This window comes from Agromyces sp. Y182 (assembly GCF_059445385.1).
The window spans coordinates 429,689-442,781 of sequence record NZ_JCAIUF010000002.1; the positions used below are offsets into that span (position 1 = coordinate 429,689).

At 67.4% G+C, this 13,093-nt stretch carries 4 protein-coding genes; 2 read left to right on the forward strand and 2 right to left on the reverse strand.

Features of this window, described 5'->3' with window-relative positions; genetic code table 11:
- Positions 1 to 29: 29 nt before the first annotated feature.
- Both AC1C2R_RS16615 and AC1C2R_RS16620 read right to left on the reverse strand, forming a co-directional pair.
- Positions 30 to 4,274 (reverse strand): family 78 glycoside hydrolase catalytic domain, encoded by a 4,245-nt coding sequence (locus AC1C2R_RS16615; protein ID WP_495380668.1) that lies wholly within the window; start codon positions 4,272 to 4,274, stop codon positions 30 to 32.
- 1 nt (position 4,275) lies between these two features.
- Positions 4,276 to 10,326 carry a family 78 glycoside hydrolase catalytic domain gene (locus AC1C2R_RS16620; RefSeq protein ID WP_495380669.1) on the reverse strand — a complete coding sequence of 2,017 codons (6,051 nt, stop codon included), beginning with the start codon at positions 10,324 to 10,326 and terminating at the stop codon, positions 4,276 to 4,278.
- 467 nt (positions 10,327 to 10,793) lie between these two features.
- Here AC1C2R_RS16620 and imuA' point away from each other — a divergent pair, with 467 nt between their 5' ends.
- Together imuA' and AC1C2R_RS16630 are read left to right on the forward strand one after the other, a co-directional pair.
- Complete coding sequence (imuA', locus tag AC1C2R_RS16625; RefSeq protein WP_495380670.1) at positions 10,794 to 11,525, forward strand: DnaE2-dependent mutagenesis accessory factor ImuA'; 732 nt, start codon at positions 10,794 to 10,796, stop codon at positions 11,523 to 11,525.
- Positions 11,525 to 13,078 carry a DNA polymerase Y family protein gene (locus AC1C2R_RS16630; protein WP_495380671.1) on the forward strand — a complete coding sequence of 518 codons (1,554 nt, stop codon included), beginning with the start codon at positions 11,525 to 11,527 and terminating at the stop codon, positions 13,076 to 13,078. Before imuA' ends, AC1C2R_RS16630 begins: the two co-directional genes overlap by 1 nt.
- The last annotated feature ends 15 nt before the right edge of the window (positions 13,079 to 13,093 follow it).

A 13,093-nucleotide genomic window follows, 5' to 3' on the forward strand; every position in this document is an offset into this window, starting at 1 on the left:
CCTTCTTGCGTTTCTGGGAGACGGCGCCGCTAAACCCGCCGGGCGCGCCGTCGGCGAACGATGAGCGCCGAAGCTCCAGCGAGCAGCATCACGAGTGCGATTCCGAAGGTGACGAACAGCTCGATGCCGGTAGCTGCGATCGTGCCACCGAGGGGCGTCTCACCATCACCGTGGGGAGGCGTCGCACCGTCTCCACCGCCACCGCCGGGAAGATCGCCGACGAGGAACACGAGTGCGTGCTCTCCCCCGCTGACCTCAGCCGGGATGTCCGCGGTGAGTGAGAAGAACCCGCTGTCGTCGGCTCGTTGGGAACCGATCACGGTCGATTCGGAGTCCAGTGCGAGGCGAACGAGTTCGCCCGCGACGAAGCCCGTCCGCTGCACAAGCAGCGTCTCACCGCCGGCGACCACGACGGCCGCGGGGTCGTCCGAAGACGCCACCGCCACCGCCACCGGCGCAGTTCGGTTTCCGGCATCATCCTGGGCCCGCACCCATGCGGTCGGAGCCAGGCCGTCCACGGCTGGCGACTGGGTCCAGTTCTCGCCGTCGGCGGAGTATTCGATCGCCGCCGCTCCCGAAGTGACAGGTGGGGACATGGAGGCGGCTCGTGCGAGCGCGCCGACCGGAGCCGCGTCCACGGCCGCCGCCGTCAGACGCCCGTCGTCATCCAGCCACGCCTGAACGCCCGGCACCGCACTGTCGATCTTGACGTGCGCCTCTTCGATCGACGAGGTGTTCGCCGCATCGTCGCTCGCGCGGGCGAAGACCGTGTAGACGCCGTCTGCGAGGGCCAGCGGTGTCGTGTACGCCTGCCACTGGCCGTCACCGACCTTGACCTCGATCGACGGCGCCGCGGCGACCTCGTCGGTGGCGCTGAGCGTTGCCGTTGCCTCGCTCGTCAGCCATCCCTCCTCTCCGGCGGCTCCCGAAACGTCGATGGTCACGGTCGGTGGCGTGACATCGGCTTCGGTTTCGCCGCTCACGAAGGAATAGTCGCCGGAGCCGATCTCGAGTACGACGTTCTCGCCATCCGCTGACCGGACGGTGATTCCGTCGACGTCGCCGACACTGATGCCGCCTTCGCTGATGTTCGCCGCGGACGCGGTGGGAATCGTCACGGCGGCCGTCGTACCCACCGGCACCGAGACATCGAGGGTCAGGCCGGTCTCGGTCGTCGCCCACGCAGAGGAGATCGTGCCGAACACCGATTCGAGGGTGCCCGTGGCATGGCTGAGCCCTCCTCCCATCGCCGGGGCGACGTCGAAGGTCCGGTATCCGGGGCTCGTCGCCGAGATTCCGCCGATGTTCGCGTACATCCAATCGCCCACCGCGCCGTAGGCGTAGTGGTTGAAGGAGTTCAACCCACCGTCGACGAACGTGCCGTCGGGGTTGACGGCGTCCCAGCGCTCCCACATCGTGGTGGCTCCGAGCTTCACCTCGTACCCCCAGGACGGATACGTGTCGTTGCCGAGCAGGCGATACGCGAGGTCGGTGTGCCCGGTCGCGGTGAGCGCCGGAAGCAGCCACGGCGTGCCGAGGAACCCCGTCGAGAGGTGGTTGTCACGACTCGCGATCGCCTCGACGAACCTGTCGCCGACCTGCTGCAGACGGTCGTCGGGAATCAACTCCATGCCGATCGCGATCGCATAGGCGGTCTGACTGTCGCCGAGCACCGTGCCGTCGTCCGAGACGAAGTTGTCGACGAACGCCGTCTTGATGCGGTCCGCCAGATCCGCATAGTGCGCCTCATCGTCAGTGTCGCCGATGGCCGCGGCCATCTCGCTCATCTGACCGGCGGTGTATGCGTAGTACGCCGTGCCGAGCAGACCGGCCTCGGTGGGATCGTCGAGGTTCAGCCAGTCGCCCAGATTGCCGTGAACACGGATCAGGTCCGGCCCCGTGGTGTTCGCTACGAACTCCATGAAGCGGCTCATCATGTCGTAGTTGTCACGGATGACGTCCGTGTCGCCGTAGCTCTTCCAGAGCGTGTAGGGCACGGTGATGCCGGCATCCGACCACCCAGTGCCGCCACCGCAGCAGCGGCCCACGATGTTCGGTGCCACCCCGGGCAGGTCGCCGTTGTCACCCTGAGAATCCTGCAGCGTGCGCAGCCAGTCGCCCAGGAAGTTGAGGGTGCTCTGGTTGTAGCTCGCGGTCGGCGCGAAGACGTTGATATCGCCGGTCCAGGCCAGTCGCTCGTCACGCGCCGGCGTATCGGTCGGGATGGAGAGGAAGTTTCCGCGTTGTCCCCACACGATGTTGCTCTGCAACTGGTTGAGCATCGGGTCCGACGTCTCGAGCGTGCCGGTGTTCGGCAGATCGCTGCCGATGACGAGCCCGGTGACCTGCTCGGTCGTCGGTGGTTCGCTCACGCCGGTGATCTCGACGTATCGGAATCCGTGGAACGTGAACGTGGGCGTGTACGTCGCCGCGCCGGTCTCGGCGAAGGTGTAACGGTCGGTCGCCTTCGCCCCGCGCAGGTTCTCGGTATACAGCGTGCCGTCCTGATAGATGGTCTCGCCATGACGGATGACTGCGGTGGAGCCTTCGACCCCCGTGAGCGTCACGCGCGCGACTCCGACCATGTTCTGGCCCATGTCGTAGATCCAGGTGCCGGGACTGATCTCGGTTCGGCTGAGCGCAGGGCGTTCCTCGGTCACGCGTACGGGTTCGTTCGCCTGGGGAGAGAGCTTGGCAATGGCACCGTCATCGGCGACCACGCCGACCTGCTCCCACGAGGCATCCGCGAAGCCGGGCGAGTCCCAGCCGTCGGGGAATCGACGAGCGTCGTACGTCTCGCCCATGATGATGTCCGATTCCACGAGCGGGCCGGCTGTCGTCTTCCATGACGAATCGGTCGACACCCACTCGTGCGAGCCATCCGTATAGTCGATGCGGAGCTGCCCGATGAACGACGTGCGATCACCCCAGATGCCCGTGCCGTAGCTGCCGACATTGCCGGCGTACCACCCGGTGCCGAGCTTCACGCCGATGGCGTTCTCGCCCTGCACCAGCAGCTCGGTGACATCGAAGCTCTGGTAGTCGATCCGCTTCTTGTACTCGGTCATGCCGGGGGCGAGCAGTTCGTCGCCGACGCGCTCGCCGTTGATGGCGACTTCGTACACGCCTCGAGCGGAAGAGTAGAGACGCGCCGAGCTGATCTCGCGATCAACGCCGAAGTCCTTTCGCAGCAGCGGTTGCGCGAGCTCCGAGCGCAGGATCGCCTCGATCGGGGCCACGACGTGCAGGTCACCGTCGACGACGGAACCGCCGGTGAATGGGTTCTGCCCATCGCTGAAATCGGTCTTGAGGAGGGTTCCGTGGGTTGGGGATTCAACGTCGATCGATCGCACGATCGAACTCTCGGGCCCCCCGCCGACCATCGACTGGCGGAAGCCCACGTATCCCCGGCTGAACGTCGTGTCGGTACGTCGGTCGATCTCGACGCCGTCGAGCGACGAGATCATCGTCGACCCCTCGAACGTCACCGAAAGGGTGTGCACACCGGTGCTGAGCTCTTCGATCGAGATGAACTCGGAGATGTCCTTGTTCGCGAGCACGGTGTAGTTGCCGTCGACCTTCACGTGCGGTCGGAACTGCGGAACCCCATCGGCGACCGTGAGCTGGATCATGTACCCGTTCTGGGTGCTCTCGGCCCGGGCGTAGAGCCCGAGCACGAGGTTCGTCATGGTGAAGTCGACCGAAACGGTGTAGTCCGACCACACCGCCAGCTTGTCGGCCGGGTCCGGAGCACCGATCCAGTCGGCATCCCATTGTTCGTCAGCCCACAGACCGGTTTCGAACCAGGCCGGCGCGCTCCACGCGGACTCGGAATCGTGATCGTCCCAGACCCGAACCTGCCAGGCGTAGCGCGTCTGCGATTCCAGCGGCCTGCCGTCGTAGACGACATTGAGCTGGTCGTCGGACGACACCTTGCCTGAAGACCACACGTTCTCAGGGGCAACCGTCGACTCGCTGCCGGTGACGCGCACCTCGTAGGCCGTCTGCGTGACACCGCGTCCAGGGGACGTGCTCTTCCAGCTGAACACCGGGGGCGCTTCGTCGATGCCCAGGGGGTCAGTCAAGCCGTTCACGCGCAGCCCGTCGACGCTGTGCGACTCCGGCGCTGCGGCGGCTGGCGTGGCCGAGGGCGGCATCGCGGCGGTCGCGGAGCCGAGCAGGAGTCCGAGCGCCGCCCCCACTGCGACCAGCAACCGCAGCGGGCTGCGAATCTTCGAAGGCTTGGGACTGGTTGGAATGGTGAAGATACCCACGTCAGATCATGCTCCTGTGCTGCGTCTGCTCCGCACGACGGCGTCGGCGGAGGATGAAGAAGAGGCCGCCCACGAACAGCAGGGTCATCCCGGCCCAGAACCAGGGCGCGGGCTCGGACCCCGTGGACGGCAGAACCCCGACCGGAATAGTGCCCGGCCCGCCTGAGCCGCCCCCTGCCAGGAGGAACACGATCGTGTGCTCGCCCGCAGCAACCGAAGTGGGAACCGTTGCCCGCAGCGCGATGACCCCGGAGGTATCCGCTACGGCAGTGCCGAGCACCACCGGATCGGAGTGCAGCTCGACTCGAACCGACTCGCCCGCGGTGAAGCCGCTCGCCTCGATCACGAGACGGTCGCTCGGCCTCACGGTGAGGCCATCGGGTGCGTCCGCGATCCGGCTCAGCTCCAGCGCTGCACCGGTGTTACCGGCCACGTCGACCGCGCGCAGCTGCACGCGCTCGGGGCTGCTCTCCGCAGCGAGGAGCGGGCTGAGGCCGCTCAACCAGCTCGTGCCGTCGAGCGAGTACTCGATGCGGTCCGCACCTGATCCTGCATCGCTCGCAACAGCGGTCATGGGCCCGGCCGTCGACAGCCAGCCCCAGACCATCGGATCGACGCGGTCGACCTTGACCTCCTGAACACCGGTCGCACTGGTGTTGCCCGCGACGTCGGTGGCGCGGAACTGCACGGTGTACTGGCCGTCGGGCAGATAGACCGGCTCGGAGTATTCGGTCCAGTCGTCCTCGCCGAGACGGTACTCGATCGAGTCGATCTCCGACCCGGCATCCGTCGCGGTCAGCGTCGCCGACGCATCTGCGCGCAGCCAGGCGTTAGCTCCCGCCCCCGACAGCTCGAGTGTCACGCTGGGTGCGATGCCGTCGGCGATCGAGATCGCGAGGCTGTTCGTGCCCTCGACGTTGCCCGCCACATCCGTCGAGGCATAGCTGACGGTGTGGTCGCCGAGCCCCTCGACGACGACGGCAGTGCCATCGAAGTCGGCCCAGTCGCCACCGTCGACCTGGTATCGCGTGGCTGCGACGCCCGAGCCTTCGTCGGTGGCCGAGAGCGTCACCGAGGCACGTTCGGCCGCTTCGTCGGCTTCGCTCGACGTGTCGCTCGCGTGCGTCACGGGGGCGACTGCGTCGACCTTGAACGACACGGCAGCGACCGCACTCTCGTTGCCCGAGGCATCCACCGCCCGATACTCGATCGTGTGTTCACCCGTTTCCGTCACCGTGATCGGGTCGGAATACGTCGTCCACTCGGCCCCGCCCGCCTTTCTGTACTGTGAGGTCACGTCGCCGGCTCGGTCATCCTGGGTCGCGATCGTCACGGTCGCATCGCCCTGAAGCCACCAGCTGCTCTCAGCTGCGGGTGCCGGCGTCACCGTTGCCATGACCACAGGGGCGATGGTGTCGGCGTCGACGGGTGAGGTCCAGAGGTCGGCGATCGAGGCGTCGAAATCGGAGTCGGCAGTGCGGTCCATCCGAATCCGCACGGTGCCGTCATTGCTGAGCGCCTTGGGATCGTCGACGAGGATCTGGTAGTTGCCGAGGCCGGCGGAATTCATTGTTCTGGTGAACACTCGCTTCTGCACGACCAGCCCGTCGACCAGCACGTCATAGCGCTTGAGCCGCGGTCCGTCGAAAGTCTCGATGGCCTGGATGACGAACGGTTCGTTCTTCGGAACCTGCATGTCGAACTCGAAGAACGAGCCACGCATGCTGCTGGTGTAGCGGCGACTGAGGCCGCCCTCGACGCTGGTTCCAGACGACGCGGACGCCGTCAGGTTGTGCGCCGACTCCGATGCGCCGTCTCCGAGGTCGATGTGATCGAAGCTCCCGTGCGACGGCAGCGGCACGGTCGCGTGGATAGCGACGGCCCCCGTGGCCAGGCCTGCTCCGTCTCGCTCGAATGCGACCGGGAGTGAGAGGTCCTCCTCGCTCAGCGTGGTCGGCACGAAGACCGTGACGGGAACGGTTATGGCGCCTCCGGCAGGCACTTCGATGATGCTCGTCGGCAGCGGGGTCGCCCAGCCGTTCGGCACGACCACGCACGCCTGCCCAGACACCGCGACGGTTCCTGTGTTCTGCAGCGTCACGTCCACAGTCGTCGCCGTTGACGGTGCGACCGTCCCCGGCGTCGCAACGGCCTCGCTGACGGCGATGCCGGAGGCGACAGACGCGGTGATGGATGCCGAAGCCGACAGTTCGGTGTCGGCGTACGTGTAGTCGACCCGGGCGCCGAGCGTGAGGTCAGCCGGCAGTTGACTGCCGGGCACGGTGACCGTGAACTCGTCGACGTGGCTCTCGCCGGGGGCGAGGGCATCGAGCGTGCCGCCGATGGCCGGTTCGACGGTCCATCCCTCTGGCAGTGAGGGGGTCGCAGTGACGGCGGTCAGTGACTCGGTACCGGAGTTGCCGATCGTCGAGGTGAGGGTGAACCGGTCGCCGGGCAGGAGCGTGCTGGACTCGCCGATCGAGAGGTCGACCGAGATGCCGGTGAGGCCGGAGAGGACCTCGGTGAGCGCATCGTCGATGTGCTCGAGGCCGCCGGCCAGCACCGCCAGCGTCGCTTCGCCGATGCCAGAGGATGGGAGCCAGGCCTCCGCGGCCCTCACGGTGGCGAGCGCCGCCCGGAGCTGCATGATGGCACCGGCACCGTCGGCTTCGACGATCTCGATCGCATCGCTGATGTTCGAGATGGCGTCGGTCAGGTCGTCGGTCAGTCTCGCGGCCAGCTCGGCGGTGAGGTCTCCCCCACTCCGCAGGTCTTCGACCTGGTCGACCAGTGCTTCGGCCGCCTCGACGATCTCACCGAGGGCTCCTCGCTGCTCGCTGACGGCGAAGTCGTAGCTTCCTGAACCGACGACGACCACGACGTGCGCGGCGTCACCCGGGAGCATTTCGATGCCCTCGGCGTCACCGAGCGGTACGCCGCTCTCGGTCACGGCAGCGAGGTTCGCGGCTGGAATGCGCACCGTCGCAGTGGTGTTCACCGGCACCGTCGCCTTCAACGAGAAGCCGGCAGCATCGCGCGACCAGTCGCTCGAAATCTCCCCGTACACCGACTGGAAGGCGGCCTTGCCGGTGGTGAGACTGCCACCGGGGGTCGGCGCGATGATCGACGACTTGTACCCGGGCTCGTCTGCGCTGATGCCGCCGATGTTGCGATACATCCAGTCGCCGACCGCACCGAACGCGTAGTGGTTGAACGAGTTCATCGAAGGGTCGCCGAAGTTTCCGTTGGCGTCGATGGAGTCCCAGCGCTCCCACATCGTGGTCGCCCCGGACTCGACCTCGTATCCCCACGAGGGAATGGTTTTCTGCTCCATCAGCCGGTATGCGGTGTCCCAGTTCCCGGTCTCGCTCAAGGCGTTCATGAGCCAGGGAGTACCGAGAAATCCGGTGGAGAGGTGATAGCCGCGAGACGCGATGTTGGCGACCAGTTTCTCGCCGGCCGCTGCGCGGAGCTCTGCCGGCACCAGGTCCATGCCCAGCGCCAACGCGTACGCCGTCTGGCTGCCGCTCGTGACGGTGCCGTCCGGCGCGACAAATTTCTCGACGAAGACGGCCGTCGCCTCCTCGGCGATGGCGCCGAAGCGTTCGGCATCCGCGGTCTCGCCGATCGCCGCCGCCATCTTGCTCATGAGTCGCGCGTCGTACGCGTAGTAGGCGGTGCCGAGCACCTCAGCGGGAGTGGCATCGGCCAGGTTGAGCCAGTCGCCGTACGGCCCGTCCACCCGGATGTAGTCGGGGAAGTTGGTCTCGAGGAACCCGAAGAATCCGAGCATCGACTCGTAGTTCTCCGAGATGACCTCGGTGTCGCCGTAACTTCTCCACGCCGTCCACGGAATGGTCACGGCGCCGTCCGACCAGCCGGTGCCGCTGTCGAACGCGTCGTCGGGCATCGGCGTCCACTGCGGGATCTCGCCGTCGTCCTTCTGCTTGTCGCGCACATCCTTCATGAACTTCTTGATGAACTTGAGCGAGTCCATGTTGAAGGTCGCCGTGCTCACGAACGCATTGAGATCACCCGTGTAGCCGAGCCGCTCGTCGCGCGCAGGCGTGTCGGTGGGCACCGAGATGAAGTTGCCTCGCTGCCCCCAGACGATATTCCTCTGCAACTGATTCAACATCGGGTCGGATGTCTCGAAGGCACCGGTCTGCTCGAGATCCGAGGAGAAGACCTGGCCGACGACGTCGACGAGCGCGGGGGGCGAGGACACGCCGCTGATCTCGACGTACCGGAAGCCGTGCTGCGTGAAGCGCGGCATGTAGGTGATGGTGCCGTCGGCGCCGAAGGTGTAGTGATCGGTCGCCTTCGCCGCACGCAGGTTGGCGGTGTAGAGACTCCCGTCGGCGCTGAGCACCTCACCGTGACGGATGGTCGCGTGCTGGCCGGCCACGCCGGTCAGGGTCACCTTCGCCACACCCGCCATATTCTGGCCGAGGTCGTAGATGTAGCTGCCTGCTGGAGCCTCGGTCTGCGCGACGGCCGGCAATTCGTGTGTGATGCGAACGGGTTCGTCGGTCTGCGGCCGCAGGTACTGGATCGCGGCGGAGTCGAGCACCGAGGCATCCGACCATGAAGAATCGTCGAAACCGGGCTGGTTCCAGCCGTCCTGGAGCCGGTTGGCGTCGTAGCTCTCGCCCATGAGCAGGTCGGCGCTGACGAACGGTCCGGGAGCCGTTGTCCAGCTGGAGTCGGTGCCGATGACCTGTTCCGTGCCGTCGGTGTAGTGGATGACGAGTTTGGCGATGACCCCGGGCTGCGAGCCGTAGCGGTTGGCGCCGAGCCAGGCGATGTGGCCGGAGTACCAGCCGGGAGCGACCATGGCCCCGATGGCGTTGTCGCCGCTCGCGATCAGCTCGGTGACGTCATAGCTCTGATACTGGATGCGTTGCGCGTAGTCGGTCCATCCGGGAGCCTCCTGCTGATCGCCGACCTTCTGCCCGTTGAGTGAGAGTTCGTAGAGCCCCAGAGCGGATGCATAGACGCGCGCGCTGGCGATCGCCCTGCCGTCTCGGGTGGGGAAGCTCTTGCGCAGGATCGGCAGGCTCGGCTTCCAGAGGGCCTCGACCGTGCCCGAGACGTGAAGACCGCCGTTCTCTCCGTGGAGGAGCTCGCCGACGCCGAACGGGTTGTCGCCGGAGTCGAAGCGCGATTCGTACATGGTCTCGGTCGGCGAATTGACGGTGATCGAGTGGAAGACGACGTCGTCGTGCGAAGAGTCGTGCAGGCGCACTCCGACGTATCCGCCGGAGTGCGAGGTGTCGGTGCGCACGTCGACGACGACGCCGTTGATCGTCGTCGTGATGGTGGAGCCGCTGAACTGGATCGACATCGTCGCGCGGTGGGCGAGCACATCGGCGGCGAGGCCGACCTCGGTGAGATCGATCTCGTCAAGGACGGAATAGCTGCCGTCCACCCGGTTGTGCGGGCGCAGTTTCGGGTGGCCCGGCTCCGTGTCGTTCAGCTGCCACATGTAGGCGTTGCCCGTGTCCGTGGAGCTTCGCAGGTAGAGGCCGAAGCCGGTTCCGGGTTGGGCCGTGAAGTCGACGTTGACGGTGTAGTCGCGCCACGCCGCGGCCTGAGCGGTCGCGTCCGCACCGATCCAATCGCTCTGCCACTCGTCGTTGCTCAGCATCGCGGTCTCGAACGAGCCCGGCTCAGACCAGTCGGACTCATTGGAGCGGTTATCCCAGACCTTCACCTGCCAGACGTAGCGGGTCTCAGACACCAGGTCCGGACCGCCGTACTGCACACCCAGCTGCTGGTCGGAGTCGACTCGGCCGGCGTTCCAGACATCCGCTGATTCGAGCTGATTCTCAGAGCTCGCCACCCTGATCTGGTACGCCGTCTGGGTGACGCCTCGCTCGGTCGAGTGGAGCTGCCAACTCAGCAGCGGCGCCGTGCCCTCGATGCCGAGCGGATCGACCAGGCTGTTGGCTTTCAAGTCAGATGCCGTGAGCGCCGGAGCATCAGCTGCGCTCGCTCCCGCAACCGGCACGAGAATGCCGGCCACAGTGAAACCGATCGCGATCAGCAACACGCCGATCCCACGAACACGAGCGCGTGGCTGAGTGGATTCATGCATCGTTGCTGGAGCTCCAATCGTCATTGATCGGCCGTAAACAGCTGAAGGATCATTGAATCGATTCAGCGCGCCGCCGTCGAAACACTTTCATAGGGATTGGACCCACGTCAAGTGTTCGCACAACCGGTCCAAACATTCGGAGCCTCAGCCGTCAATGAGGCGTGAGTCGTAGATTCCTACGAATTCCCGCGCATCGCCCCCGCTTTCGCACATCGAAGATGCGGGTGTGGCTGCGCTCATTCGTACCCTGAATGGAGGCATTCGCGGAAGAATTCGAGAACACCCTGCCCATGGGAGAATGCGGCCTACCCCGGGGCGTGAACAATGCGGCACGCATGAGAGCGAACACCAGCACCCCAGGACAGTCGCACTGCCGACTTGCTAGTTTCGAACATGTGTTCGAAACTAGGTGAGTGACCATGACCGCTCCCCTCGCCCCGGCTGAAGTGCCCTCGCGCGTCGAGGAGCTGCAGGCCCGCATCCGCGGGATGCAGGCCACGCGGCTCGACTCCAAGACGGTGCCCACGCATCCGGCTCTCGAGCAGGTGCTGCCGGGTGGCAGCCTGCGCGAAGGCACGGTCGTCTCCGTCGAGGGCTCGACCACCCTGCTCATGGCCCTCCTCGCCGGCCCCTCGGCGAGCGGGCGCTGGGTTGCCGTCGCCGGCATGCCGGAGTTCGGCGTCGAGGCGGCCGCACGGTTCGGCATCGACCTCGACCGACTCGTGCTCGTGCCCGACCCGGGGCGGCAGTGGCTCGCCGTGGTCGGCGCGCTCGCCGACGTGATTCCCGTGGTCGCCGTGCGACCGGCCGGTCGGGTCGCCCCCGCCGAGTCGTCACGGCTGACGGCGCGGCTCAGGCAGCGCGGCACCGTGCTGCTCGTCGCGGGCGAGTGGCCCGGCAGCGACGCGAGCCTCGGGGTCGAGACGAGCGAGTGGCACGGGCTCGAGCTGGGGCACGGGCATCTCAGCGACCGCGACGTCATCGTCACGGCCGGCGGGCGCGGGGAGTTCGGCCGGCGTGCACGCTCGCGGCTCCGACTGCCGGGGCGTTCCCTCGAGTTCCAGGCGGCCGCCGACGATGAGACGCCCCGGGCACCGGTGCGCCTCGACGTGCCGGTGCGCCTCGATGAATACGTGCGGCGGGCCGTTTGATGATCATCGATCCCGGCCGAACGATCGTGCTCTGGTGTGCCGACTGGCCCGTGTTCGCGGCCTGTCGCGAACACGGGATCGACCCGGCCTCCCCCATCGCCCTCACCGAAGGAGGGCAGGTCTTCGCCTGCTCGGCTGCCGCCCGCAGCGACGGTGTCGTTCGCGGATTGAAGATTCGCGAAGCCCAGTACCGCTCCCCCGCGCTCACGCTGCTCGACTACGACGCCTCGCTCGATGTGCGGGTCTTCGAACCGGTCGTGCGACGTGTCGAAGAGACGGTGCCTGGCGTGCAGCTCATCCGCCCGGGCACGCTCGCGATGCGGGCACGCGGCCCCGCCCGCTACTACGGCGGCGAGGATGCCGCGGCGCAGGCGCTCCTCGACACCGTCGCCGCACTCGGAGTGCCGGGGGCCAGGGTGGGCGTCGCCGACGGCCCCTTCGCGGCCGAGCAGGCCGCGCGGGCGACCGGCGAGTCTCCCGTGGGCATCGTCGCGCCCGGGACATCCGCTGCGTTCATCTCTCCGCTGCCCGTGAGCCTCGTCGTCGATGCGCGCACGTCGACCCTGCTCAACCGGCTCGGCGTTCGCACCCTCGGCGAGTTCGCAGCGCTACCCGAGGCCGATGTGCGGCGTCGCTTCGGCGCGGCGGGCGCGTTCGCACACGACCGGGCGTCGGGGCGCGAGCAGGCCAGGGTGCTCGCACGCACACCGCCGCCCGAGTTCGAGGTAGCGCAGGAGTTCGAGCCGCCGCTCGATCGCATCGACCAGCTCGCCTTCGCCTTCCGGGTGCATGCCTCCGAGTTCATCGAACGCATGCGGGCGAAGCGACTCGTGTGCACCGGCATCCGCGTCGAGATCGACGACGAAGGCGGCGGGCACTCGAGCCGAAGCTGGCTGCACCCACGCTGGTTCACACCCGCCGACGTCGTCGACCGGGTGCGCTGGCAGCTGCAGGGCGCGGGCACCGCCGACAGCGGACTCGCCTCGCCCATCGTGCGGCTACGCGTCGTGCCCGAACGCATCGACTCGACCGGCAACCACGAAGAGGGGCTCTGGGGCGGCGGACCCGACGAGCGCGTGCACCATGGACTCACCCGGGTGCAGAGCATGCTCGGCCACGATGCGGTCGTGACCGCGTCGGTCGGTGGTGGCCGCATGCTCGCCGACCGGCAGGTGCTCGTGCCATGGGGCGACCGGGTTCCCGAGCGCACGGGCGAGCAGACGGCGGCGCCGTGGCCCGGCAGCCTGCCCGCTCTCGCGCCCGCGAGCGTCTTCCGTGAGCGGCTGCCGATCGGGCTGCTCGACGCCAGCGGCTCCCCGGTCACGATCGACGCCCGGGGGGCGATCTCGGCGAACCCCGAACGCTTCGCGCTCGCCGGCGGTGACGCCGCCCCTGTGCGGGCCTGGGCGGGGCCCTGGCCGGTCGTCGAGCGCTGGTGGGACGCAGAGCACGCCAAGCGAGTGCACCGCTTCCAGATCGTCGACGACGACGGCTGCGCGTGGCTGCTCGTACGCGACGAAGCAGGCTGGTGGGCCGAAGCGAGGTACGACTGATGGGTGGTGGTCCCT